Here is a 23,753-nt window from a genome sequence, read left to right on the forward strand (position 1 = left end):
GCAGGGTTGTTACGCGGGCTCGGGTTCCGGTCGGGGCGGGGCTTGCAAGGGCGAATGAATTCTGACGGTATTGCGACCGGCCTGCTTGGCAACATACATCGCGCGATCCGCCAGTTCCAGTACCGTGTCGATATCGAAGGCATGGGGCTGGCATTCGGCGACGCCGGCACTGATGGTAAATTGAATTGGCGCGGCATTCCCGCTCGAGAAACTCAGTTCGGCGATCGCGGCCCGCAGACGTTCGGCGATTGCGCCGGCTTCCTTGACGCCGGTTTCCGGCAGTAATACGCAAAACTCCTCGCCGCCGAAACGGGCGAATAAGTCGCGTGGCCGTAAAATCGGCATCACGGTTTCGGTCAACATGATCAAAATGCGATCGCCAACGCCGTGACCGTGATGGTCGTTAATCTGTTTGAAGTGATCGATGTCCAGTGCGATTAACGACAGTGCTCGGCCGTGCCGGTTTGCCTGTTTGAGTTCGGCGTTGGCTTGGGTCATGAAGTGGCGGCGATTGTAGGCCCCGGTCAACGGATCGGTGGCGGCCAGCATTGCCAGTTGCTCGTTGGCCGATTTCAATTCGCGGGTGCGTTGTTCGATACGGTTTTCCAGGTCCAGATTGATCAATTCCAGTTCTCGATGGGCGTTTCGCAGAGCTTGCTCGCCGGCGACGATGTCGGTGATGTCGTGCAGAACCCCGATGAAATGGCTAACGCGCCCCGCTTCGTCCAACACCGGGTCTATCGTCATCCGGTTGTAAAACAAGCTGCCGTTCTTACGGCGATTGCGCAGCGTGCAGCGTATGCGTTGGCGTTGTTCTATCGCGCTACGCAGCGCCTGAATTTTGTGAGCATCCGCGCCGGGGTCTTGTAAGAAGCGCGGGTTTCTGCCGATCGCGTCGCGGCGTCGGTAGCCGGTGATGGCTTCGAAGCCTTTGTTGACGTAAATAATCGGGTTGTCCTGGCTGGTCGGATCGGTAATCACGATGCCGGCATACACGGTTTCGACCGCTCGGCTTAGTGCGCGCAGCCGGACGTTTTGTTGCTGCAATTCTTGTAGTAGCGCGGCGAGCGCCAACGATGAAAACGCCAAGGCCGCCAGATATTCTTGCAAGCGGAGGACATTGTCGGCTTGATTCATCGACACGAAATGGCCGCGACCGGCAACCGTGCCGGCAATTGCGATCATAGCGATCAGTAGATTCAGGGACGCCGCGCCGCGCAGTCCGAAGCGGGCCGCGGCCCAGATCGTTAGCGGCAACATCAGGATGGGGCTGGCCGGATAACGGGTAGTCAGATAGTCCGGCAACGAGAAAACCCACAAGCCGACCAGTAACGTGGCGGCTAACAACAAGGCGGCTTCGAACGGCCTGTCGGCCGGGGGCGTGTCCCACAGATTCGATTGAACCTGTAGCCAGCCCAACAACACCGGGGTGATCGTCAGCAATCCCAGGCTGTCGCCAAACCACCAGATACGCCATTCGCTCCAAAAAGAGACCGTGTCGGCCGAGGTCGTCACGTAAACCGCGGCGCCGAACAGGCCGGCAACCCCGCTGGCCATGATCAGAGCCAATAGGCCAAACATCGCGACTTGGCGAAGGGTGTCCAGTCTGAACGGCCAGCGGCAGGTGAGCTTAATCAAGCCGGCTGCGATCAGAGCTTCCAGAATGTTGACCGCGACGAACAACAAGGCTTGATGCAGTTGGAAGGTTGGTAGATCCGCGGCGATCTCGGCCGGTATCGCCGCTAGCGCGTAGGCGGGCCACATCCTAAGAGGGTTCAGCAAAAAACCCGCCAGCAGAAATGCGTTCGGCGGCCAGAAAATTGCGATGCCCTCGGACATGACCGAGGCTTTGACGCCCAATACCGCGCCCAAATAGTAAGCGATGCCGACGGCGACCGGTCCCCACCAGCGTCGATGATCTTGGCTGGTGGTTCCGAAAAAGGCTTGAAGTGCCGGGACGATAGTCATGGTGTGCGGATCAGCGATTCGGGCGCGTTGCGCAGTTGGAGTCTCGGGAATTGTAAGCAAATTCTTACAAGTTGCGCGAAAGTAGGGGAATATCTAACTCACAGCGGCGGTTTGTAAAGCCCATTGCAACGCGAAATCCACGGTTTGTTGGCGAATTTCGTGGCGGGTACCCTGGAAGTGTTTACGTTGGCAGCTGGCAGGTTGGCCGCTGGTTTGTAGCGAGACATACACCAAGCCAACCGGCTTATCCGGCGTGCCGCCGCCCGGGCCGGCAATGCCGGTGACCGCCAGGGCCAAATCGGCTTGACTATGGCTGAGCGCGCCGGCCACCATCGCCAGCGCGGTTTCCGGGCTGACCGCCCCGGCACCGTCCAACGTCGTTTGCGGCACTCCCAGCAACTCCGCCTTGGCGGCGTTGCTGTAGGTCACAAAACCTCTGTCGAACCATTCCGAGCTACCGGCAACCTCGGTAATGGCATGGGCAATCCCTCCGCCGGTACAGGATTCGGCGACGGCGATGCGCCAGCCTCGCCGTTTCAAAGCGGCGCCCAAGCGCGCGGCGAGGGTGTCGGCGCCGTCGGTCATTGTCGGGAAATGGTCGGCTGAGCGCTATCGTTGAACGAACCGGTTTAACTCGGCAGCTTTTTAATTTCGGCGACTTTTTCGAAATCGGCGCCGACGCTGATGATGAAGCTGGTGACTTGTTCGATGCTCATCTCCGATTTAATTACTTTCGATTCGTGGACGATGACCGCGAAGCCGGAGGTTGGGTTGGGCGAGGTCGGTACGAACAACACGTAGCGGTCGTCGGTTTTGTTGGTGACATAGGCCGGTACCCAAATGCCTTCCTTCGGGTACTCGACGTAAACCACTTCGCGCGGTTCCTGAAGCTGATGTCCGGCGATCATGTTGACCAATTTTTTGGTGACCCGATAGATGGTGCTCAGCAGCGGAATCCGCTCGATCAGGTGCTCGAACATCGCGATAATCGAAAATCGGCCCAGGCTGACCCGGTGGCCGACGTAGGTAATGGTCGCGAAACTGGCGGCGAATAGTAGAAAGGTCACCAGATAGTTGTCCGAATAGCCGTAAACGAATTGAAATAAATCGGTCAGCCGGTCTTTGACGAACAGGACGATTTGGACGATGACCATGATCGGAATAAACGCCAGTACGCCGATCAGGGTGTGGTTCAGGACTTTCTTCATATTGCGCCTACCTTTTTGTAGTTATAGTTGTCAGGAAACTAAGGTTTTATCAGGTTTGTTCGAGCGATACAAACTCATCGGGTTCCCGCTAACGCCAGCGGCTGGCAATCGCCATCAACGGAAACAGTATCCCGCCGAACATTAGCAACGCGCGCAGCCCGGTTTCGCTGGCGCTGGCGTCCCAAAGGGTTAGCGAGCTGTTCAAGGACATATTGGACGGGACCAAAAACGGAAAGAGCGACACGCCTGCCGTCAGTACCAGCATCGCCATCGCCACCGCGGCGGCCAGGGAAGCCCAATAGGCTTTATCACGGCGCGAACAGATCAGCATCGCGATACCGGCGATAAAAACCAGCGAGGGTATCGCGATCAACGAGGGTTCGTGTTCGTAATTGTCCAGCCAAAGGCCGTCGCCGCGTCTGACGAATTTGCTGAGCGGGTTGGACGGTCCGAGCGGTGCGATGTCGGTGGTGACGTGGTAGCCTTCGAGGTGCGTGATCCACAGTCCTGTCAAGGCGAATAGACTCAAAAAGGCTAAGCCCAACGGAAGGGCGAGGGCCTTGGCACGCTCGGAAATTTCCGAGTCGCCGTGCAATTGTAATTGGAGTGCGCCCAAGCTCGCGGCGGCCGCCGACGCGACAGCGCCGACCAACATTGAAAACGGGTTGAACAAACCGCCCAAGTTGCCGAGCAGCGCGATCCGCATATCGCTTTGCAGATGAAACGGAATGCCCTTGATCAGGTTGCCTATCATCACGCCGAGCAGAAAGGTCGGCAGCAACGCCCCGAGAGACAAGCCCCTGTCCCATTTTTCCAACCAATTGGCAGGCAAACCGGCGCGGACATACAAAGCAAACGGCCTAAGCGCGAGTGGAATCAATACAAAGGGTAACAAGGTTTGAAAACTGGAAAACACCGCCGCGTAAACGCTGGGCCAGCCGAAAAACACCAGTGCGATCAACGCCGCCAGCCAAGCCAGATTGCCGGCGGTAACGGCCGCCCATTGCGCGGTTAAGGCTCGTCGTTGCGATTCGTTGGCGTTTAACGTCGGTAGCAAACTGGCCGCGCCGAGCTCGGCCAAGACGGTTAGGCTGACGCCGATCGCAAACAGGCTGAGCAGCGCCCAGGCCGCTAACCGAAGAATCGAATAATCAAGCGTCATGACGATTTTCCTCCGAGATTGCACCGAGGCCGTCGGTGACGGCTCGTTTGACCAGGATTAGCGCCAGACTCAACAAACCGCCGTACGCCAGCGCGTAAAGGCCTAGGCCGGTCCATAAATCGCTCGGGTTGCCAAGCGATACGCCCAGCCATGTCGGCAGCGCGTCGGCGATGATCCAGGGTTGGCGGCCGTATTCGGCAATAAACCAACCGGCGCCGCTGGCCAACCAAGGTAGCGGCAAGGCGTAAAAGTTGAGTTTTAATATCGCGGGGGAGCCTAGCCAGCCGAACGCGAAGGCGATACCGGCCAGAAAATTGAGAGCCAGCAAAACGCCGCAGCCGACCATGACTCGGTAGCCCCAACGGATGGGCTCGGACGGCGGCACGCTGGCCCGCGCGGTTTGTTGAATCTGCGCTTCGCTGGCGCCGCTGACACCGTCTTTCCAATGTTTTAGCAATAAGGCATGGCCCAGGTCGGCCTGGGTGGCGGCGAAATCGGCGAGCAGCCGCGGTTCGTGGTTGTCGTCGCGGATCGCTTGGAGCTTTTCGTAGGCGCCGATGCCGTTGAGAGTACGTCGGGCATGCTCGGCGATCAAGTCGTCGGGCGGCAGGCCGTGAATAGCCGCGAATTTACCCGCTTGTAGGCTGTTGGGTTGGAAAATGCCGGTATCGCCGAGCGCCATCGTTGCCAGCACGGCGGTCAGGCCCATCACGCCGCCTAATCGGTGGCCCAGCGCCGCCGCCCCGCTCTCGCGGCCTTGCCGCCGCCAAAGCGCGCTAACCGACAATATCAGCCCGGCGGCGCTTGCGTAGCCAGCCAACGCCGCGTGCAGGAATTTTGCAGTCATCACCGGATTTCGAAACAAACTGGCCGGATCGGTCAATTCCAGCCGTAAGGTTTGCGGATTGAAGCCGCTGCCGACTGGGTATTGCATCCAGGCATTTGCCGCCACGAATCCCAGCAGGGCGACATGGCAACCCAGACACGCGGTCCACGCCAGCAGAGCGCGGCGGACGCCGGGCAAGCATTGCTCGCCGAACAGTAAACGGCCGGTCGCCTGAGCCGTGACGAAAAAGCCGGCGCAGGCCGTCAAAAGTGCCAAGCCGATCGTATCGCCGGCATAATGGGCAAAATACGCCCAGTGACTGCCGAATTGGCAGAGCAAGATCAATGTGGTTGCCGCAGTCAGTGCCATGCCGATGCCGAACAGTTTGACCCAGAATGCGGCTAGAGCGGCATAACGGGCGTCGCGGACGGATAGCGTTTCCAGCAGGGCGAGCAGCAACGATAGTCCGAGGCTGACCGGCATGAACAGAAAATGCTGGATTGCCGTCATCGCGAATTGGCCGCGCGATAGCTCGATAACGGTTTCCGAAATCATGTCCACCTCTTTGGCAGGGTCAAAAATGCCGGCAATTATAGAGGCATGGCGAACTTTGGCGGTGGTTTTTGTTTCCGGACTCGGCTCGCAAAAAATCGCCGGGCGCGGGCTGGTGAATGAGGGCGGTTGTTGTACACTTCTGGACAGGTGTCTTTCCGTGTCACGTTATGAAATCACAATCCGGCGTCACTGTATTCTTGAAGGTTATCGGGGTTGCCCTGCTATATGCGGCACTGGCCAAGCTGGTGTTGGCTTTTTTTTCCGACGCCAGTGGCGTCACCTTGGTCTGGTTTCCGTCCGGATTGGGCTTGGTTACAATTATCTTGGGGGGATGGCGCTTCGTTCCGGCCGTTTTTGTCGGTGCGTTGCTGGCGGGGCTGTTGGTAGACGATTCCTTGGCTATTTCCGCCGGCATTGCTGTCGGTAACACGTTGGAGTCCTGGTTGGGTGCCTGGTTTTTATCCGGCCACTCTGGCTTTTCACCAGCTCTGAAACATCCGCGCGACTTCGTCTGGTTGGGCATTGCCGCCCTGTTTAGTGCCGGATTCAGCGCGTTAATCGGGCCGATGATATTGCTGTTCGCCGGTCATGTGGCGCTGGATAGTGCGTTCGACAGTATGCTGCACTGGTGGATGGCCGATGTGTTCGGCATGGCATTGTTAACACCGTTGGTACTGATTTGGAAGGATTGGCCCTTGGATTGGTTTGCGCCCAAGCGCTTGCCTGAAACACTCGCTTTTATCGCGCTTAGCGCGGTATGTGGTCAAACGGTGTTTTTGGCGTGGTGGCCGGATCTGTTCGGCGATTTCGCCAAATCCTACTGGCCTTTTATGTTTGTCATTTGGGCGGCGGCCCGATTCGGCCGCCACGGCGTAACCTTGTTAATCACGATGACCGCGGTGCAATCCTTATGGGGCCTCGAGCACGGCGTTGGGCCGTTTGTCGGCAACGGTGTCCAGGAAGGCTTGCTGAGTATCTGGTTTTATCTACTGATTTTCGCGGCGGTCGGGATCCCGCTCGCGTTAATGCTGTTCGACAAAGAACAGTACACGCGGGCTTTGCGGCAGAGCGAAGCCCGAATGGGATTTGCGTTGGATACCATCGGCGCTGGCGCGTGGGACTTAGATCTAGCTAGCAAGGACGTGCAACGTACGCCAACCCATGATCGGATATTCGGGTATTCGCAAATGCGTAGGGTCTGGAGTTACCAGATGTTGCTCGATCACGTGTTGCCGGGCCATCGCGAAGCGGTGGACGCGCGTTTTCAACAAGCGATCGGAATGGCCGCCAATTGCGATATCGAATGCGAGATCCGCCGCGCGGATGGCGAAAAGCGTTGGATTCGGATCGCCGGCTGCTACCTGCCAGGTCGCCCCGCCCGGATGGCGGGAATCGTTCAGGATGTGACTGATTCTAAATTGGCCGAGGAAGACCGGCAATTGGCGATGTTGTTCTACCAAGGTTGCAGCGAGGCGATGATGATTACCGACCTCGACGGGCTTATTGTCTCGGTAAATCCGGCTTTCGCAGATGTTACCGGTTATGCGGCCGAGGAAGTCATCGGTAAAAATGCCAGGATGCTCGGTTCGGGGCGCCACGATGCGGCATTTTTTCAAGTAATGTGGGCGGCTATTCAAGCGACCGGGCAATGGCGGGGCGAAATATGGAATCGCCGGAAAAATGGCGAACTCTATGTGGAGCTGTTAACGATTAACACGATATTTGATCGCAACGGCTTGGAACTGCGGCGGATCGGGGTGTTTTTCGATATTACTCACCGCAAGCTGACTGAAGAGCAATTGTGGCAGCAGGCCAATTTCGACCCGTTGACCGGTGCTGGGAATCGCCGGATGTTGTATGCCCGCTTGGATCAGGAAGTCAAAAAATCCCAACGTAGTGGTGCGCTATTGGCGTTGATGATCGTCAGTTTCGACGGTTTCAAGGAACTTAACGAAAGCCTGGGCTACGCGAAAGGCGATAGTGTGTTGCAGGAAGTGGCGCAACGTTTGGTGGGCGGCATTCGCGAAACCGATATCGTCGCCCGTTTGGACGGCGCGGAGTTCGCCGTTTTGCTGACCGAGTTGGATAAGCTCGATAGTATTGCCAAATTGGCCGGCCATTTGGCCGAGCTTTTGGCTAAACCTTATGCGGGGGTGGAGGCGACCGGCTTGTTGAATTGCCGTATCGGGATCGCGTTGAGTCCTGTCGATGCCTCGGATGCCGAAGGCTTGCAGCGCTCGGCGATTCACGCGCTACGCCGTTGCGAAGCCGGGCGTTACGCCTTCTTCAATCAATTCGCGCTTAGCGGCACTTAACACAGCCGTTGCTTGGGGAACACGCAACGAAACCGACTCCCTTTACCTAACTGGCTTTCGATTTCCAATTTGGCGTCGTGACGCACCAGCACGTGTTTTACGATGGCCAAACCCAGGCCGGTCCCGGCAATTTTCTGATTGCGTTTGACGTCGGCACGATAAAAGCGCTCGGTAATCCTGGGGATTTCGTGGTTGGCGATACCTTGGCCGAAATCCTCGACTTCCAAATACACACTACCGTCCGGCAAGTTGTCCCAGCGCACATGTACCGGCGAGCGCGGCGGCGAATACTTCAGGGCATTGCCTAGCAGATTGCTGAATGCGCCGCGCAGCTCCAGCGCATCGCCGCGCAGGTTGGCGGTACTCGCGAGGCTCAGCGTGACCCGGCGTTCGTCTTTTTCCAGTAAATCGCTCTCGTGGCAGACTTGGCCGAGCAGATCGGCAATCTGGACGCATTCGGACTTTTTAGCCTTGCTTTCCAAACGGGCAAGCAGTAGCAGATCGTCGATCAGCATTTGCATGCGCTCGGTTTGCGCCGACATATTTTGAAACGAGCGGGTGTAAACGCTCGGACCGTTTTCCATTTCCTGCAGGGTTTCCAGATAGCCGCGTAGTACCGTCAGCGGCGTGCGCAGTTCGTGCGACACATTGGCGACGAAATCGGTGCGCATCCGCTCGATGGCCTTTAAGTGGGTAATGTCTTGCGCCATCAGCAAACGCAAGCCGTTGCCGTAGGGCACGATACCGATTTGCAGAATCAGGTTTTCGTTGACCGGCGAGGGGATGCTGATCTTCTGTCGGTAATCCTGGTCCTTTAGGTATTGGATAAACAGCGGATGGCGGACCAGGTTCGGAATCCGATGGCCCGTATCGGACTTTTTCAAGCCCAGAAATTCGTGAGCGACCTTGTTGCTCCATTCGATTTCGCCGTAGCTGCCCAGCACGACGACGGCATCGGGCAGCGCGTCGGTGGATTTACGGAACCGGTCCAACATCTTGCCGAGCTTTTTCTTACGGCGTTTCTGACTGCGACGAATTTTATACAAGTGGTAGTAAATGTCGCCCCAAATCCCTTTGAAGTTAGTGCGTTCGCCAACGCCGCCCTGGCTTAGCCAGCGCTCCAGGCGGTTGATGCTGATGGTTTGTTTGGTCAGTAGTAGTAACGTGACGGCCAGTAGCAGTTCGGTCAGATGACCGAAGAACACACTGATCAGCAGCGTGGGGATCAATAGGCCAATGACGATATTCAGTTCGCGTTGCCAGCGCTGCATCTAACGTCAATCCGCCATCGAAAACCGGTAGCCGAAGCCGCGCACGGTTTGGATCAGTTCTTCCCGGCCGTAGGTCGCCAAAATTTTGCGCAATCGGCGGATGTGCACGTCGACGGTGCGCTCTTCGATATAGACGCTTCGGCCCCAGACCTGGTCCAGCAAATGCGTGCGGCTGTAGACTTTGTCGGGATTGGTCATGAAAAATTGCATCAGCCTGAATTCGGTGGGGCTGACTTCCAAACTGCGGCCGCCGATCATCAAGCGATGTTGTTCGGTGTCCAGGGTTAGATCGCCAACGCTGAGTTGGCCGGATTCCGACAATTTGCCGCTGCGCCGCATCACCGCCTTGATTCGAGCAACCAATTCTTTTGGGGAGAAGGGTTTGGTGACGTAATCGTCCGCGCCGATTTCCAGGCCGCGGATTTTATCTTCTTCTTCGCTACGGGCGGTGAGCAGAATGATGGGGAGTTCCTTGAAGCCCGGTTCGTTTTTCAAGCGCTTGGCCAGCTCGACGCCGCTAATGCCGGGTAGCATCCAGTCCAGCACGATCAAATCCACCCGGTTGTCGGCCAGGGCTTGCATGGCTTGTTCGGCACTACCGGCGGAGATGACTTGAAATTCGGCTTGTTCCAGCACCATGGCCAGCATTTCCCTGATAGCTTCTTCATCTTCGACAACCAGGATGTTCAAGTTGGGCATATAGGTTCCATAAAAGGCTAGGTAGCAACGACTTAGCTAATCTAGCAGCGATATATTACCTGTTTGTGACAAAAAATATCGACCGGCGCGGTAAGGGGCCTGCCGAGCGCGGGCTTGACGGAGGATGGCGGAGGCTTTAGCTGGGCGGGTTGGCGGCCATCACGCCCAGTACATCCAGAACCCGGCAACAATAGCCGAACTCATTGTCGTGCATCAGGGCCAGACCCAGGTGACGACGGTTGCCGAGGCTTAAATGCTTCATCAGGACGATCGCCGAATAGGGGCTAGCCAGGTAGTCGATGCTGGCTTTTTGGTGCCCCCACGCGCCGTATTCGCAGGACAGGATTCCAGACAGGCGATTATTCGAATACTCGCAAAGCAGGCTGGCGACTTCTTCCGGAGTGGAATCCCTGGCCAAGACCGCCGCGATGTCGATCACCGAGACGATGGCGGTCGGTACTCTGTAGGACAGGGCTTCCAGCTTCCCGGCCAACCGAGGCAGCACCAGTTCGGTCGATTTGGCCACGTTGGTGGCGGTGGGAACGATGGATACCGCGCAGGCCCGGCCGAGTTGCGAAGAAGGGTGGTAGCCGTCCAGGACTTTTTGGTCCGACAATTCCGGGTGGATCGTGACGATACGGGCGTAGTCGATGCCGATGTGGCGGTCGAGAATGTCGCAAATCGGCACCATGGCGTTGCCGGTGCAGGTGCTGGCGGAAACGACATGGTGACGCGCCGGATCGTAATCGTCTTGGTTGACTCCGTAAACCAGACTGAGGTCGCAACCCGCCACGTTCCAGGTGCAGAGGATTTTTTTGGCGACGCGCTGATCGAGCAAGGCTCGGAAGTCGCCGATCGCCGCGGTACCGGTGGCGTCGAACAACACGTCCAGGTCAAAGGGCCGCAGCATGCCGAAGCTGTCGTTCTCCGGCGGCCGACGGCGGCGATCGACGCGTTGATAGCGTATCCGCTGCTCGCCCAACAGCAAGTCGGTACCGTCGTGATCCACCGCGAACGGCGGCCGGCCGTAGGTGCTGTCGTGGGCGATCAGGTAAGCGACGTGGTCGATCGGCATCACGTCGCAGATCACGCGAATGTCGAAGCGACCCGCGGGGTCGTTCAGAAAATTGTTGCGGAGCACACCGCCGCCGATGCGTCCGAGTCCGACGATACCGATGCGTAAGCTCATCGTTCCGAACCTCCGGCGTCGTGCGCGAGGAAGAGGGCAAACGTCGGTCGCGCACTACGAGGTGTGATACTTGGATTCATGGCGGTGGCTTGATTGTTATTGTTGATATGCAAGCCAGATTGAAGCTAGAGCAAGCCGTCGATTTAGTCAAGCCGAAGGCCGGGCGGATAGTCGAAACCCGGTGGGAACGGGCCGGTCGGCGGAAAGCATTCCGGACCGGCCCTTGGCGTTATTTGCCGAAGGTCAGGCCGTCCGCCGCGCGATCGACCTTGACGGTGTCGCCGGGAAGGTAGTGTCCGGACAAAATTTCGTTGGCCAGACGGTTTTCCAATTGGCGTTGGATTGCCCGTTTCAGCGGTCGCGCGCCGTAAACCGGATCGAAGCCGGATTCGCCCAGCAAATCCAGCGCGGTTTCGCTGACCTCCAGCTCGATATCCTTTTCGGCCAAACGGTTCCGTAGCAAGTCGATCTGTATTTTGCAGATCGCGCGAATTTGGCCCTGGCCGAGCGGATGGAACACCACGGCTTCGTCAACCCGGTTGATGAATTCCGGCCGAAAATGCTGGCCGACGATGTCCATTACCGCGTCTTTCATGTCGCCGTAGTTCTCCTCGCCCGCCAACTCTTGGATAATCTGTGAACCCAGGTTAGAGGTCATCACCACCACGGTGTTTTTAAAATCCACCGTGCGGCCCTGGCCATCGGTCAAACGGCCGTCGTCCAGTACCTGCAGCAGCACATTGAACACGTCGGCATGGGCTTTCTCGATTTCGTCGAGCAGAATTACCGAGTAAGGCTTGCGGCGCACCGCCTCGGTCAAATAGCCGCCTTCTTCGTAGCCGACATAGCCCGGCGGCGCGCCTATCAGGCGGGCGACCGAATGTTTCTCCATGAATTCGGACATGTCGATTCTGACCATCGCTTCCTCGGTGTCGAACATGAACTCGGCTAGGGCCTTGCACAGTTCGGTTTTGCCGACGCCGGTCGGTCCCAAGAACAAAAAGGACCCGTTGGGACGGTTCGGATCGGACAATCCTGCCCGCGAGCGGCGGATCGCGTTGCTGACGGCTTTCAGGGCTTCGGTCTGACCGATCACTCGTTTGGCCAATTCGTCTTCCATCCGCAATAGCTTTTCGCGCTCGCCTTCCATCATTTTCGAAACCGGAATGCCGGTCCATTTGGAGACAACCTCGGCGATTTCTTCTTCGGTGACCTTGCTGCGCAACAGCGTGGTTTCCTGCATCTCGGCTTGCGACGCCAGATCCAGTTCCTTTTCCAGTTTGGGAATGTCGCCGTACTGCAGTTCGGACATCCTCGCGTAATCTTGAGCGCGGCGGGCGGCTTCCAACTCCAGTCTGGCGTGTTCCAGTCTTTCCTTGATCGTGGCGGTGCCTTGCAGCGCGGCTTTTTCGGCTTTCCAGATTTCATCCAAATCGGAATATTCCTTTTCCAGTTCGCCGATCTCGTCCTGCAAGGTTTCCAGACGCTTTTTCGAGGCGGCGTCGGTTTCGTTTTTCAAGGCCTCGCGTTCGATCTTGAGCTGGATCAGGCGTCGGTCGAGTTTATCCATCGCTTCCGGTTTGGAATCCATTTCCATCCGAATCCGGCTGGCGGCTTCGTCGATCAAGTCGATGGCCTTGTCCGGCAGTTGCCGGTCGGAAATGTAGCGGTGCGACAGCATCGCCGCCGCGACGATGGCCGGGTCGGTGATGTCGACGCTGTGGTGGATTTCGTAGCGTTCCTTCAAACCGCGCAAGATGGCGATGGTGTCTTCGACGTTGGGTTCGTCGACCAAGACTTTTTGGAATCGGCGTTCCAGCGCGGCGTCTTTTTCGATGTATTGGCGGTATTCGTCTAGCGTGGTGGCGCCGACGCAATGCAGTTCGCCGCGTGCCAGGGCCGGCTTGAGCATATTGCCGGCATCCATCGCGCCCTCGGCCTTGCCGGCGCCGACCATGGTGTGCAGTTCGTCGATGAACAGAATCACCTGGCCTTCGAGTTTGGCGATGTCGTTGAGCACCGCTTTCAGGCGTTCCTCGAATTCGCCGCGAAACTTGGCGCCGGCGATCAGCGCCGCCATGTCCAACGACAGCAATTGCTTACCCTTGATGCCTTCCGGCACTTCGCCGTTGACGATGCGCTGGGCCAGGCCTTCGACGATGGCCGTCTTACCGACGCCGGGTTCGCCGATCAATACCGGGTTATTCTTGGTGCGGCGTTGCAACACCTGGATCGTACGGCGGATTTCGTCGTCGCGGCCGATTACTGGATCGAGTTTGCCTTGCTCGGCGCGTTCGGTCAGATTGATCGTGTATTTTTTCAGGGCTTGGCGTTGATCTTCGGCATTGGCGTCGTTAACGGCTTGGCCGCCGCGCAGATTTTCGATGGCTTTTTCGACGGCTGGCGCGGTCACGCCGGCGCGTTTCAGCAAGTTTTGTAGCGTGCCGCCGCCTTCCAACGCCGCCAACAAGAACAATTCGCTGGAGATGTAGGCGTCTTTGCGTTTTTGCGCCAATTTGTCGGTCAGGTTGAGCGTCCGGGACAGTTCGTTGGAAATTTGCACGTCGCCGCCCGCGCCGGAAACGCTGGCGAGCCGGTCGATTTCCTTCAGCAGATCGCCGCGAAACGTATTGACCTGTACGCCAATCTGTTGCAGCAAAGGTTTAATGCTGCCGCCTTCCTGGTCCAGCAAGGCCAGCATGACGTGTAGCGGTTCGATGAACTGATGATCCTTGCCCAAAGCCAAGCTTTGAGCGTCCCCGAGCGCTTGCTGGAATTTGCTGGTGAGTCTGTCCATACGCATGGTAGGTACCTCGATTGTAATGATGTTGCCGCTGAGATGGGGCGGTGGACGAGCGATTTCAAGCGGCTATATATTAAAAATCGCTAATATTTTGAATGGCCGGCCGGTGATGGCGGTGTGGTCGTGCTCAGTGGTCATGCCGAATAAATCACAGTACAATGCCGAGACTCGATTCGCCGAAATGACGTGGCTCGACGGGTGAAATCCGTGAGCGCGGCGGTTTGTTCGGGTAAATTTTGGTTTTAATTCGTAGGAGTTTTTGTATGGCAACAGGCACTGTAAAGTGGTTCAACAACACCAAAGGGTTTGGGTTTATCGAGCCTTCCGAAGGTAAGGAAGATGTTTTCGTCCACCATTCGGTGATCTTGGGCGAAGGGTTTAAGACTCTGTCCCCTGGGCAATCGGTGGAATTTGAAATTGAATCCGGTCCCAAAGGCCTGACTGCCGCCAACGTTCAGCCGAAATAATTCAGTTTCGGAAGAATCGAAACAGGCTCTTGTTCGCAAGGGCCTTTTTTTTGTCAATCGTTAACAGTCTATTTCAAAATCTCGAGTTTTAACACAGTTATAATAAACCTTCACTTCTCCCGGAGGACCGCATGGCCCGCGAATTTTCTACGTTAAGGCAGTTGGATATCCCCGTTAAGGTGTTGTTTACCGGTTATTTGACAACGGTCGCGGTGGGTTATCTGGTCGCGCTGATCCAGATTCTGTTTACGCACGGTTTGGCCGACGGCAAGTTCGGCTTGTCGATAGACGACATCGTTTATAGTTACTACGGGAATCGGTCCGGCACGATGCTGGAGACGAAATTGAACGGCTCGATGAAGGACAATGCCTCGGAGAAAGAGCGGTTTGCCATCATCCAATGGGTGCGGGACGGTGCCGACAAGGATGATTTTGTCGATGACGGTATCGATAAAATCATCGAGAGCCGCTGTGTGATGTGCCACAACAAAGAGGCTTCGCTGCCGGACTTTAGCGACTTCAACGTCTTAAAGGAATTGGCCAAGGAAGACGAAGGCGCCACGTTCACCTCGCTGACCAGGGTGTCGCATATCCACTTGTTCGGCATTAGCTTTATCTTTATGTTGGTCGGACTAATCTTTAGCTTTTCCGAGACCAGTACGCTGAAATACAAGTCGATCGCGATCGGCATGCCCTATGTGTTTCTGCTGGTGGATATTTTGTCGTGGTGGTTGACTAAGCTCAATCCGATGTTTGCCTGGCTGGTGATATTTGCCGGTGCCGGCATGGCCATCTCTTTTGGGTTTATGTGGTTGGTTTCGGTGTTGGAAATGTGGGCGTACAACCAAGTGTTTGTTGATAGCCAAGGCGAGCCCAAGCCGCAATGGAGTAGGATTGTCGAAGCCAAATTCAAGCAACTGGGTGGCGACCGCGCGGTGGAACGCGCGATGAGCGGGTTGATTCGGTTGGTCGGTTACGCTTGGCGGCTGTTCAATCAGCACGGCTTGCCGGTTTTACTGGACGTTTACAAAAAACTGTTCGATAGGTTCCGTCGCTGACTTTGTGATCGTCATTGGATAAACCACCGGAAATTCAAGTTTCCGCCTAGGCGGCCGCTATGACTAGCGGTATGATGCAAACTTGATTTGCAGGAGGTACGCCATGATTAGCAATGTACTGAATAGTGCCACCAACCTGATCAGCAACGCTCAGCAGAAAGCGGCCACGGCCGCTCAAACCATCGCTACGTTGCCTGTCCAAAAAGACGAAGTCGGCGGCTCGCAAGATATCGCGCCGACCGAATTGTTTAAACCTATCGTCAGTTTGAAGGAAGCCGAGCTGGAGAATTCCGCAGGCGTCAAATTACTGAAGACCCACGAAAAAATGGTCGGGGCTCTTCTCGACGTCAAAGCCTAAAGGCTGACGCCGACATCGTAGCCCAGCGCTTCGATGTCGGCGGCAAAACTCGTCATTTCACTTAAATCGGCGCCTCTCAACTCACCTGCCTCCGGTTGCAACGACGGTCGAGCCAGACTGTACAACAGTATCTTCGCGATTTTAATGTTTCTGGATTTCAGTTCCGCCAGCAAGGCCAAATACGCGGCTTTTTCGGCCTCGGACCAAGCCTGTCGATAATGCAAAATACAGGTTTGCAATTTGGTTGGGCATAAATCGCTGGCGATTTGCAGATGTTCGATCAGCTTGGCTTGACTCAATTTGGCGTGGTTCAGCAAGTTTCGGCCAGCGCTAGTGGCACTGTCCAGCTTGAACCAAAGTTCGCCGCCGCAATTCGCCAATTCGGCTAGTCCGGCTTGGACAGGTTTTTGATGTACCAGGCTGCCGTTGCTGATCAATACCAAGTTGCCGGCCGGCAATATGCCGGTTTCCACGCCGATCGCTCCTATCAGGCGGATGGCTCGGTCGAAGGATTTTAGACTGGTCGGCTCGCCGTTACCGGAGATCGCAATGTCCTTGACGACGCGCTGTTCGGCGGCGACATCGTAAGCATCGAAAAAGTCGCCATGTAACACCCACTCCAAAAAGCCCTGCAATTCCCGTTCGAGTACCTCGAAATCCAGGGTGGGCGCGGCACCGCGAGTAAGATTGGGGACTTGGCAATACACGCAACGCCAGTTGCAAGCGTTATTTGGGTTGAAGTTGATGCCTATCGATAGCCCGCCCGCCCGCCGCGACATCACCGGATACACGTATTTTAGCCCGGCACTGTCGCGGTCGTGGTTGGCGGTGGTTAGCGGTCTAACCATATCTCCGGCAAGGAACGAAATCGGCTAGGAGTCTGCGATTTTATAGCTTGACCAACACTTCGCCGCGTCCGGTTTCCGCCATGTCGCCGCCGAAGCGTCTGACCCGGTTGAAAGCGACGCCGTTGTCGGCAAAGCGGGAGTTCAGGGTTTTGAACGACGCGAACAACATGGGCAGAAATGCCAGGGTATGCGAGCCGCAATCATTGAAGGTGGCCGGCAATTGCGGTTGATTCCACAGCAACAAGGTGCCTCGGCGCATTGCATAGCCGGCGTAACGGCCGACCTTGCCCATCACCGCGATCGTGCCGGCCACCATGCGGGAGCCGCAATAGTCGCCGGCATCGCCTTCGACTAGAATCTGGCCGCGGCGCAAATGGTCGCCGCAGCGCTGGCCGACACTGCCTTTGACCAAAACCGTGCCGCCCTTCATGCCTTGCTTGTTGCCGGGTAATGCGCCGCCAACGAAATCGCCAGCATTGCCTTCGATTTGGATCAGGCCGTTTTTCATTTCGCAAGCCGCGTAAATGCCGACATCGCCGATCACCGAAATCGTGCCGCCCTTCATTTGCATTCCCAAATAAGCGCCCGCGTCGCCTTGCACGCTGATGCTGCCGTTGGCGAGTTCCTTGCCGATGAAATCCAGTTTATCGGTACTGCCGACGATGCTGATGTCGTCGGGATTGCTGCCGTTAATGTGAAACAATTGATCGACCCGCAGTTTGCGTTTGCCGGACTGCAATTCGATCGCGGCGATCTGGTCCAGGCTCAAACCGGCCAATTTTTGGCAGACCAGCGGTGACATATCGACGCGTTGCACCGGCAGTGGCGTCTCTATCAGAGTGAAGGTCAACGTGGTCATGCCATGATCTCCTGTAGATGGAAGTGGAACGGGCCGAGTTTGCCGCCGTAGTTGCCGGCGCTGATGCGCTTAATACCGTTGGCCGCGCCCAGTTCGCAGACCGCTTGAATGCCGACTCGCATCGCCTTGTCGATGTCTTCTTTGGACAAACCGTCGATGACGATTTCCATCACCGACTCGATTTCCGCCGACAGGTCGGTCTTGGTCACGCCCTTCAAGGTCGGGCAGAAGGCATCGTTGGTCGACGCACTCAAGGCTTTGTATTTGGAGCCGACCTTGGAGCCGGAACGCACCACGCCGCCGGGGAAGGGCATGATCACGTTGGGGATTTTTTTCATCGCGTCGATCGCCGCTTCGCAAGCCGCCAGGGCTTGCGGTTGCGATTCGGCTAACACCAGAAAATTGCCGCCGCCGACCGCATCGACCATGCCGGTAGTGGCTTCGGTCAGAAACTCGCCGTCCATCACTGGCACCCGCCAGTAGCGCTTGCCGGCGATTTTTTTGGCAATCTGGAAGCCGTCGCCGAAGAAGCGCAGGTTTTTACCCAGCGGAATCGGCTTGCCGCCTGCGATGCCGGCGAACAAGGCTGATGTCGGCGAGGTCAACACGCACTGGCCGGCACGGGTTTCCAATTGCTTGGCTAGGCCCTTACCGCCCATCGCGTAAATCATGATGGATACGCCGGGGCGCCCGTCCGGGGTTTCGTCCGGGCTCAACACGCGCTCTATGCCTGCCTCGCAGCCGCAGGCAATTACCGAGGTGGCAAAGCCGGTCATGGCTTGCGCGGAAATCATCGCCCACTTCTCGTTCTGGGCCGTAATAATCGCCCGCGTCGCCTTCATCGGGAAGGCTTCGGCGAAGGTTTTGTCGATGGTTACGCCATTAATGATCATGCTGCACCTCTCAACGGATGCGCCGTCAAACTTCCGCGTCCGTCTTCGCTTATTTCGTCGTCGCTGATTTTAAAGTTGCCCAGTTTCATGGTCAGGTATTTATCGAAATACGGTTTCAACTCGTTTTCTATCGACAGATCGTATTCCGGTTTGACGATGTGGGTGGTGCCCCAGGTGACTTTTACGACTTGGCCGTCTTTGACCACCAATTCGCCGTCCTTGAACACGTAATCCGGCTTGGTGAACATCGCTTGGCGGTCGGCGTTTTCGGTGTAGACGGTGATGTCGGCGAAGTTGCCGGGGCTCAATGCGCCGCGGTCTTTCAAGCCGATAATGCGGGCCGCGCCGGCGCGGGTCATGATGGCGATTTCGCTCAAGCTGTATTCGCGTTCGATCGAAGCCAACGTGGTCATTTTCTGCGCTTCCGGATGGATAGTCGCCAGCATGTCGTTGCGGAAACTGCGGTCCATCAGCAAGCGGATCAAATGCGGGTAGCTGGTGAACGGTGCGCCGTTGGGGTGGTCGGTGGTCAGGAATATCCGCCACGGGTCTTCGACCAGCAGGAAGATTTCCAAACCAATCGCCCATTGCAAGGCGTTGACGAAATTTTGGTCCTTGTATTTGAACGGCACCACGCCGCAGCCGGCATCGCATTCGATGTCCATGCACACCCATTTGTTGGGGCTGGCGAAGCGGTGATTGGCGTGTTGGCGCATGTTGTCGCCGGAGGCGGTGACGGTTTGGCCGAATAGAATCTGACCGACGTCGGCGCTGATGTTTTTGTTTTGGTTGATCGCTTCGGCGATTTGCGCGGCGCCGGACGAAAATTTGAAATCGCCTTCGGTGCCGTAGCTGTGGAACTGAATGTGGGTCAAGTGCATCGGCAAGCCTTCGATGCCTTGAATCGTGTTCAAAGTGGTTTCCAGGTTACCGGGTACACCTAGGTTGCAACCGTGGACATGCAGTGGATGCGTGATGCCCAGTTCCTTGACCGCACGGGCCAGGGTTTGCAGGATTTGCCGTGGCGTGACGTCGTAGTGGCTGTTTTTCTCGTCCAAATCCAGTTTGCGCTGGTTGAATTTGAAGGCGTTGATGCCGCCGGCGTTGACGACTTTGATGCCTATGCCTTTGGCCGCATTCAAGGTCCAGGCCACGTAATCGTTGACGGCTTTTTGGTCTTTTTTTGCGGTCAGCATGCGCAGTAAGAAGTCGTCGCTGCCCAGCATCACGTAGCCGCCTTTATCGACGATCGGCGTGTCGCCCATCTCCATGTGCGCCTGGCGGGCGTTGATTGGCAGCACGGCCGGTTCGAAACAGGCGGTGTAGCCCATTTCGGCGTAACGGTAGCCGGCCACATAGGTGCTGGGCATCGCATGACCGTTGCCGGAGCGGGTGACCGGGGTACGATGTACCGGGTCCAAGCGGTGGTCTTCCGGCAACAGGGTGCGGGCAATGTTGCCCTTGCCGCCGCCGATGTGCGTGTGCATGTCGATCGCGCCGGACATCACCACCTTGCCGCGCAAGTCGTATTCTTGATCGACCGGCCGGCCGTCTGTTGGCGCATCGACGATGCGGCCGTCTTGAATAAAGAGGTCTTGTTGCTGGCCGGCTATGCCGCTGGCCGGGTCGTAAACGGTGCCGCCTGTGAGTTTTATCAGCATGTCGGTATCCTAAAGGGCTTGTTCAATGGCGTGCAGCACCTCGGCGGTGCTGGGCAGGCCGGAGTCTCTCAGTTTTTTCAGACGAATCGCCACCACGTTGTCCAGTCGGTAAGCGTGGCCGGCATGGTCGATGCCGGGCGTGCCGACCGGGATAAACACGTCGGGTTCTTGTTCGAACACCATGCCGGAGCGGCCGACCACGATGGTGGGCAACGCGGTTTTAGGTGGCACGGCCTTAACATTGAAGGCATTGACCCACAGCAAGCTGTCGGCTTCGCCGTTATTCAGCATGGCCTGGCTGTCGTATAGAAACGGATCGTATTCCGGATAGCCGCGGGCGAAATTGACCCGTGCCGGGTAGCCGGTAGTCCAGCCGCACACCTGGTTGGCGGTCTGGTCGCCTTCGCGGCCGCCGAGCGGAAAGCCGGAGCAGCGGGTGCCTTGCAGGTTGATATCCTTGACGATGTTGCAGAGGGCTTGCACGGTCAATTCGGCGTGGTCGTAGGCCAGCGCGGCGGCACCCCATAAGATTACGCCGTATTGGGCGGCTTTCAGCTGGTCGGCAATCGTTTGCAGATCGGCGACGGCAATGCCGGCAACCGATTGAACCACTACGGGTTGCTTTTTGACCAGCGCGGCCAATACCGCAACGACATCCGGTAGATCGGCGTCGGCGCAAGTTAGCACTTGGGCCTTCTTGCCGGTCGGCGAGGTCGAGGCTTCGCCGGATGGCGCCTTGCCCAGGAAAATGATTTCGCGGCTGGCGGTGTCGGCCAAATGCATGGACTCGGCGTTCCACAGATAGCGCTCGAAGAAACGCGGCGCGAAGCCTTCCAAATCGGTGCCGACGATCAGCAATACATCGCAGCGGTTTTTCAGTTCAGCCAAGGTGGTGTTCATCCAGCCTGAATCCTGCAAGGCTAGCAAATTGCGGCGGGCATTATTGAAGGCGGAACTATCGACCACTGCGCCGGATTTATCGGCCAGCGCCAACAGAGCGCGCATACCGTTGACGTCGGTGGCGCAGCCGGTGATGACCGGTTGTTGGGTGTCGCGCAACAGCGCCGCTGCCTTGGCAACCGCTGTATCTAGATCAACAGCCTGGCCGCCAACACGCGGCGAGGTGTCGGTGATCGGCTGCTCGAAGCCCGGCGTGTTGACCGCGCAACCGTTAGCGGCTACTTGCAAGCTTAAGCCATCCACCCGGATCGCCAAGTCGTCGGTGCCAATACCGCAGAACGGGCTGGGTACCTCGGTGATTTCAGTCATCGTGCTGTCCTCAGTCTTTTTTAATGTATTTGAAACGCGGGTCGTCCGGCGTACCTTCGAAAATACCACCGGATTCGGCGGCGGCATCCCATTGCACGACGTCCTCGATTTTTTTCGCCAGCGCGAAATCCTTGTCGGTAACGCCCTTGGCGGCGTGAGTGACCAGTTTGACGATCACGAACGCATAGGAAACTGTCAGGTCCGGGTGGTGCCAGGCTTTTTCCGCCAAATGGCCGACAGCGTTGACGACCATCAATGTCGCTTTCCAGCCGGAGGTCTTGTACTTGCGGCGTATCCAGCCGTTTTCGTAATACCAATGCGGCAGTTCGCGTTGCAAACGCTCGACGATTTCGGCGTCGCTAAAAACTTTGGGCGTGTCGTGCGTCATCACAGCTCCCCGTCGAAACTAGCCCGGCATTCTATCGCACCGTGTTAATCGTGTCTTTAGCCGAATCGCCCGAATTCCGAGGGGGCGCAGCACTATCGGACGTGGCTGGAACGCGGGGCGGCGAGCGCGGCTTGGCCGGAGGCTATTTCACAACCCGCAATTGCGGACGCTGCGGCGGTGTCGGTTCAGGGGCGCTGGGCGGCGTTTCGTCGTCTTGATCTTCCGGGTCGAAGACCATACCCTTGCCGTTTTCCTTCGCGTAAATCGCCAGCACCGCCTTGGTGGGTACCACAATGTGCATGGCCTTGCCGGAAAAGCGGGCGTTGAACTGGACTTCCTCGTTACCCAGGGTCAAGCCTTGTATGGCTTCGGGGCGAATATTCAGGACGATGCGGCCGTCCTCGACGAAGTCGGTGGGTAACACGACGCCGGGGTGTTCGGCGTTGACCAATAGATGGGGTGTCAGACTATTATCCAAAATCCATTCGTAAATGGAGCGGATCAGGTAGGGTTTTAGTGGCGTCATTTGGTTTGGCTTTGCATGAGTTCTTTTTCGTCGTGGCTGAGGCTGTCCTGAAAGGCCTTGCGCGCGAATAGCCGGTTGGCGTAAGCGGTGATACCCTTGCCTAGCGAGCTGATGTCGATGCCGACGCTGCCCAGGCGCCATAAAAAAGGCGCCATCGCGCAATCGATCAGCGAATAGTCCTCGCCCATGAAATAAGTGGTGGCATCGAAAACCGGCGCGGCCGCCAGCAGACTTTCCCTAAGAACTTTCTTGGCTTTGGCGGCGCGTTTGTCGCCTTGCAGTTGCGCTTCCTCGAGCATTTGATACCAATCCTGATCGATGCGTTTGATCAGCATTCGGGCGTTGGCGCGGGAGACGGGGTCCATTTGATGCAAGGCCGGGTGTGGAAAACGCTCGTCCAGATATTCCATGATGATGCGGGCGTCGTACAGCACCAGATCGCGCTCCACGAAGGTGGGGGCATTACCGTTCGGATTGAGTTCCAGCAGGTCTTCGGGCGGGTCGGTCGGATCGAAATATTCGATGTCGGCGGGAACGCCTTTTTCGTGAACAACGAGGCGGGCGCAATGGCTCATGATGCAATTCGGCGAGCTAAAAAGAGTCATTGCGGATTTTCGGCTGCTAATGTTTGCCACGAAGTGAACCTCATTAATTGAACACGATTCTAACCGCCGGAATTGTAGCATGGTTGCCTGGCGAATTGTGGCGGCCCCAGGGCGCCGGGCGGGCGTCGAGGCCAGGAAATTTCCGGCTTCGGCGCTGGCGGAGACGGGCATTAGCCCAGCTTGACGATGATGTCTTCGAGGATGTTGGCGGTCGCGTGGACCCGGTCGGCGGCGTTGGACAGGTGGCGGTATAGTTCGCGGCGCTTGAACATATCCAGATAGTCCTGGCCCTGAAACAATTCGGCAATGGCTTTGCGGTACATCTTTTCGACCCGGCGTTCGGAATGACGCGCGGCGAACGCGTGCGTTTCGGCGTCGCGCGGGCGCTTGCCCAATACCGAGAAGCCTTGCTCGAGGGCTTTGATGCCGATCTGCAATTCCGCGACCATCGCCTTCGAATAATCGTCCGGATTCAATTGCAGAGCCTCCATCTCGTTATAGGTGCTCTTGCAATAGGTCACGATGTTGTCGAGCGCGGCGATGGCCCGGTAAATGTCTTCGCGGTCTATCGGGGTGGCAAACGAACTGTTCAATTCGTGCAAATTACGCATTCGGATTCGGTCGGCATCGTGCTCGTCCTTTTTCAACATTTCGTCGGCTTGCGGGTTTTCCTCGTTCATGTAGCGGACCAAATTGTCTACGGTGATGCACACTTGTTGGCATTGCTGGTGCAGTAACAGGTAGAAGTCGGCGGTTTTCGGAAAAATGCGCTGAAACAGCCGCGCGGCTAAACGGTTTTGCGAGTCGGACATGTCGGTAAGAGGG

The 23,753-nt window shown here is 57.1% G+C and carries 22 protein-coding genes; 4 read left to right on the forward strand and 18 right to left on the reverse strand.

Translation table 11 applies throughout. From position 1 onward, the window contains the following. Positions 1-9: 9 nt before the first annotated feature. The 5 genes from ACQE3E_RS05660 to ACQE3E_RS05680 all read right to left on the reverse strand — a co-directional run bounded on the left by ACQE3E_RS05660 (position 10) and on the right by ACQE3E_RS05680 (position 5,719). Positions 10-1,968, reverse strand: coding sequence for a sensor domain-containing diguanylate cyclase (locus ACQE3E_RS05660; RefSeq protein WP_427501306.1), 1,959 nt, complete (start codon positions 1,966-1,968; stop codon positions 10-12). 93 nt (positions 1,969-2,061) lie between these two features. Further along, complete coding sequence (locus ACQE3E_RS05665) at positions 2,062-2,553, reverse strand: CinA family protein (protein ID WP_064030993.1); 492 nt, start codon at positions 2,551-2,553, stop codon at positions 2,062-2,064. Between the two features lie 44 nt (positions 2,554-2,597). Beyond that, positions 2,598-3,176 (reverse strand): DUF502 domain-containing protein, encoded by a 579-nt coding sequence (locus ACQE3E_RS05670; protein WP_064030992.1) that lies wholly within the window; start codon positions 3,174-3,176, stop codon positions 2,598-2,600. Between the two features lie 88 nt (positions 3,177-3,264). Continuing rightward, the gene (cydB, locus tag ACQE3E_RS05675; protein WP_313728745.1) at positions 3,265-4,338 is read right to left on the reverse strand and encodes a cytochrome d ubiquinol oxidase subunit II; all 1,074 of its coding nucleotides are present in this window, start codon (positions 4,336-4,338) and stop codon (positions 3,265-3,267) included. Beyond that, positions 4,328-5,719 (reverse strand): cytochrome ubiquinol oxidase subunit I, encoded by a 1,392-nt coding sequence (locus ACQE3E_RS05680; RefSeq protein ID WP_313728744.1) that lies wholly within the window; start codon positions 5,717-5,719, stop codon positions 4,328-4,330. The genes cydB and ACQE3E_RS05680 overlap by 11 nt, the downstream gene beginning before the upstream one ends. 167 nt (positions 5,720-5,886) lie before the next feature. Here ACQE3E_RS05680 and ACQE3E_RS05685 point away from each other — a divergent pair, with 167 nt between their 5' ends. Beyond that, on the forward strand, positions 5,887-8,034 hold the full coding sequence (locus tag ACQE3E_RS05685) for a sensor domain-containing diguanylate cyclase (protein WP_313728743.1): 2,148 nt from the start codon (positions 5,887-5,889) through the stop codon (positions 8,032-8,034). On the opposite strand, the gene phoR is transcribed toward ACQE3E_RS05685, so the two are convergent. The 4 genes from phoR to clpB form a co-directional block, all read right to left on the reverse strand. Then, on the reverse strand, positions 8,031-9,305 hold the full coding sequence (gene phoR / locus ACQE3E_RS05690; protein ID WP_064030988.1) for a phosphate regulon sensor histidine kinase PhoR: 1,275 nt from the start codon (positions 9,303-9,305) through the stop codon (positions 8,031-8,033). The genes ACQE3E_RS05685 and phoR overlap by 4 nt on opposite strands. 6 nt (positions 9,306-9,311) lie before the next feature. After that, entirely contained in the window at positions 9,312-10,004 is a 693-nt protein-coding gene (gene phoB / locus ACQE3E_RS05695; protein WP_064030987.1) for a phosphate regulon transcriptional regulator PhoB, read from the reverse strand. 136 nt (positions 10,005-10,140) lie between these two features. After that, positions 10,141-11,193 (reverse strand): glyceraldehyde 3-phosphate dehydrogenase NAD-binding domain-containing protein, encoded by a 1,053-nt coding sequence (locus ACQE3E_RS05700; protein WP_064030986.1) that lies wholly within the window; start codon positions 11,191-11,193, stop codon positions 10,141-10,143. A 229-nt stretch (positions 11,194-11,422) separates the two neighbouring features. Beyond that, positions 11,423-13,996: an ATP-dependent chaperone ClpB gene (clpB, locus tag ACQE3E_RS05705; RefSeq protein ID WP_313728742.1), complete on the reverse strand. Its 2,574-nt coding sequence runs from the start codon at positions 13,994-13,996 to the stop codon at positions 11,423-11,425. A 263-nt stretch (positions 13,997-14,259) separates the two neighbouring features. Here clpB and ACQE3E_RS05710 point away from each other — a divergent pair, with 263 nt between their 5' ends. The 3 genes from ACQE3E_RS05710 (at position 14,260) to ACQE3E_RS05720 (ending at position 15,879) form a co-directional block, all read left to right on the forward strand. Continuing rightward, positions 14,260-14,463, forward strand: a complete 204-nt coding sequence (locus ACQE3E_RS05710; RefSeq protein ID WP_064030983.1) for a cold-shock protein — start codon at positions 14,260-14,262, stop codon at positions 14,461-14,463. A 131-nt stretch (positions 14,464-14,594) separates the two neighbouring features. Then, complete coding sequence (locus ACQE3E_RS05715) at positions 14,595-15,521, forward strand: hypothetical protein (RefSeq protein ID WP_313728741.1); 927 nt, start codon at positions 14,595-14,597, stop codon at positions 15,519-15,521. A gap of 103 nt (positions 15,522-15,624) precedes the next feature. After that, positions 15,625-15,879 (forward strand): hypothetical protein, encoded by a 255-nt coding sequence (locus ACQE3E_RS05720; RefSeq protein ID WP_071157281.1) that lies wholly within the window; start codon positions 15,625-15,627, stop codon positions 15,877-15,879. On the opposite strand, the gene ACQE3E_RS05725 is transcribed toward ACQE3E_RS05720, so the two are convergent. From ACQE3E_RS05725 to ACQE3E_RS05765, 9 genes are all read right to left on the reverse strand, one after another. After that, the gene (locus tag ACQE3E_RS05725; RefSeq protein WP_313728740.1) at positions 15,876-16,727 is read right to left on the reverse strand and encodes a radical SAM protein; all 852 of its coding nucleotides are present in this window, start codon (positions 16,725-16,727) and stop codon (positions 15,876-15,878) included. The two genes, ACQE3E_RS05720 and ACQE3E_RS05725, sit on opposite strands and share 4 nt — an antisense overlap. A gap of 40 nt (positions 16,728-16,767) precedes the next feature. Next, positions 16,768-17,586: a formylmethanofuran dehydrogenase subunit C gene (locus ACQE3E_RS05730; RefSeq protein ID WP_281022553.1), complete on the reverse strand. Its 819-nt coding sequence runs from the start codon at positions 17,584-17,586 to the stop codon at positions 16,768-16,770. Beyond that, positions 17,583-18,479 (reverse strand): formylmethanofuran--tetrahydromethanopterin N-formyltransferase, encoded by an 897-nt coding sequence (gene fhcD / locus ACQE3E_RS05735; RefSeq protein ID WP_313728739.1) that lies wholly within the window; start codon positions 18,477-18,479, stop codon positions 17,583-17,585. Before fhcD ends, ACQE3E_RS05730 begins: the two co-directional genes overlap by 4 nt. Next, a complete protein-coding gene (locus tag ACQE3E_RS05740) occupies positions 18,476-20,140 on the reverse strand; it encodes a formylmethanofuran dehydrogenase subunit A (RefSeq protein ID WP_313728738.1) in 1,665 nt (554 codons plus the stop codon). Before ACQE3E_RS05740 ends, fhcD begins: the two co-directional genes overlap by 4 nt. Before the next feature lie 9 nt (positions 20,141-20,149). Further along, positions 20,150-21,409 carry a formylmethanofuran dehydrogenase subunit B gene (locus ACQE3E_RS05745; protein WP_427501307.1) on the reverse strand — a complete coding sequence of 420 codons (1,260 nt, stop codon included), beginning with the start codon at positions 21,407-21,409 and terminating at the stop codon, positions 20,150-20,152. A gap of 10 nt (positions 21,410-21,419) precedes the next feature. Further along, complete coding sequence (locus ACQE3E_RS05750) at positions 21,420-21,797, reverse strand: 4a-hydroxytetrahydrobiopterin dehydratase (protein WP_281022557.1); 378 nt, start codon at positions 21,795-21,797, stop codon at positions 21,420-21,422. A 142-nt stretch (positions 21,798-21,939) separates the two neighbouring features. Beyond that, a complete protein-coding gene (locus tag ACQE3E_RS05755; protein ID WP_064024737.1) occupies positions 21,940-22,323 on the reverse strand; it encodes a ClpXP protease specificity-enhancing factor in 384 nt (127 codons plus the stop codon). Continuing rightward, a complete protein-coding gene (locus ACQE3E_RS05760; protein ID WP_197471694.1) occupies positions 22,320-22,928 on the reverse strand; it encodes a glutathione S-transferase N-terminal domain-containing protein in 609 nt (202 codons plus the stop codon). Before ACQE3E_RS05760 ends, ACQE3E_RS05755 begins: the two co-directional genes overlap by 4 nt. Positions 22,929-23,098: 170 nt before the next feature. After that, a complete protein-coding gene (locus tag ACQE3E_RS05765; RefSeq protein ID WP_168032227.1) occupies positions 23,099-23,740 on the reverse strand; it encodes a DUF47 family protein in 642 nt (213 codons plus the stop codon). Positions 23,741-23,753: the final 13 nt, after the last annotated feature.

The organism is Methylomonas sp. MED-D, assembly GCF_050276835.1.
Classification (GTDB): domain Bacteria; phylum Pseudomonadota; class Gammaproteobacteria; order Methylococcales; family Methylomonadaceae; genus Methylomonas; species Methylomonas koyamae_A.

Excerpts from the sequence above, each read along its gene's own strand:
- ACQE3E_RS05660 (WP_427501306.1), bottom strand. The coding sequence starts at position 1,968 with ATGACTATCGTCCCGGCACTTCAAGCCTTTTTCGGAACCACCAGCCAA.
- ACQE3E_RS05665 (WP_064030993.1), bottom strand. The coding sequence starts at position 2,553 with ATGACCGACGGCGCCGACACCCTCGCCGCGCGCTTGGGCGCCGCTTTG.
- ACQE3E_RS05670 (WP_064030992.1), bottom strand. The coding sequence starts at position 3,176 with ATGAAGAAAGTCCTGAACCACACCCTGATCGGCGTACTGGCGTTTATT.
- cydB (WP_313728745.1), bottom strand. The coding sequence starts at position 4,338 with ATGACGCTTGATTATTCGATTCTTCGGTTAGCGGCCTGGGCGCTGCTC.
- ACQE3E_RS05680 (WP_313728744.1), bottom strand. The coding sequence starts at position 5,719 with ATGATTTCGGAAACCGTTATCGAGCTATCGCGCGGCCAATTCGCGATG.
- ACQE3E_RS05685 (WP_313728743.1), top strand. The coding sequence starts at position 5,887 with ATGAAATCACAATCCGGCGTCACTGTATTCTTGAAGGTTATCGGGGTT.
- phoR (WP_064030988.1), bottom strand. The coding sequence starts at position 9,305 with ATGCAGCGCTGGCAACGCGAACTGAATATCGTCATTGGCCTATTGATC.
- phoB (WP_064030987.1), bottom strand. The coding sequence starts at position 10,004 with ATGCCCAACTTGAACATCCTGGTTGTCGAAGATGAAGAAGCTATCAGG.
- ACQE3E_RS05700 (WP_064030986.1), bottom strand. The coding sequence starts at position 11,193 with ATGAGCTTACGCATCGGTATCGTCGGACTCGGACGCATCGGCGGCGGT.
- clpB (WP_313728742.1), bottom strand. The coding sequence starts at position 13,996 with ATGCGTATGGACAGACTCACCAGCAAATTCCAGCAAGCGCTCGGGGAC.
- ACQE3E_RS05710 (WP_064030983.1), top strand. The coding sequence starts at position 14,260 with ATGGCAACAGGCACTGTAAAGTGGTTCAACAACACCAAAGGGTTTGGG.
- ACQE3E_RS05715 (WP_313728741.1), top strand. The coding sequence starts at position 14,595 with ATGGCCCGCGAATTTTCTACGTTAAGGCAGTTGGATATCCCCGTTAAG.
- ACQE3E_RS05720 (WP_071157281.1), top strand. The coding sequence starts at position 15,625 with ATGATTAGCAATGTACTGAATAGTGCCACCAACCTGATCAGCAACGCT.
- ACQE3E_RS05725 (WP_313728740.1), bottom strand. The coding sequence starts at position 16,727 with ATGGTTAGACCGCTAACCACCGCCAACCACGACCGCGACAGTGCCGGG.
- ACQE3E_RS05730 (WP_281022553.1), bottom strand. The coding sequence starts at position 17,586 with ATGACCACGTTGACCTTCACTCTGATAGAGACGCCACTGCCGGTGCAA.
- fhcD (WP_313728739.1), bottom strand. The coding sequence starts at position 18,479 with ATGATCATTAATGGCGTAACCATCGACAAAACCTTCGCCGAAGCCTTC.
- ACQE3E_RS05740 (WP_313728738.1), bottom strand. The coding sequence starts at position 20,140 with ATGCTGATAAAACTCACAGGCGGCACCGTTTACGACCCGGCCAGCGGC.
- ACQE3E_RS05745 (WP_427501307.1), bottom strand. The coding sequence starts at position 21,409 with ATGACTGAAATCACCGAGGTACCCAGCCCGTTCTGCGGTATTGGCACC.
- ACQE3E_RS05750 (WP_281022557.1), bottom strand. The coding sequence starts at position 21,797 with ATGACGCACGACACGCCCAAAGTTTTTAGCGACGCCGAAATCGTCGAG.
- ACQE3E_RS05755 (WP_064024737.1), bottom strand. The coding sequence starts at position 22,323 with ATGACGCCACTAAAACCCTACCTGATCCGCTCCATTTACGAATGGATT.
- ACQE3E_RS05760 (WP_197471694.1), bottom strand. The coding sequence starts at position 22,928 with ATGACTCTTTTTAGCTCGCCGAATTGCATCATGAGCCATTGCGCCCGC.
- ACQE3E_RS05765 (WP_168032227.1), bottom strand. The coding sequence starts at position 23,740 with ATGTCCGACTCGCAAAACCGTTTAGCCGCGCGGCTGTTTCAGCGCATT.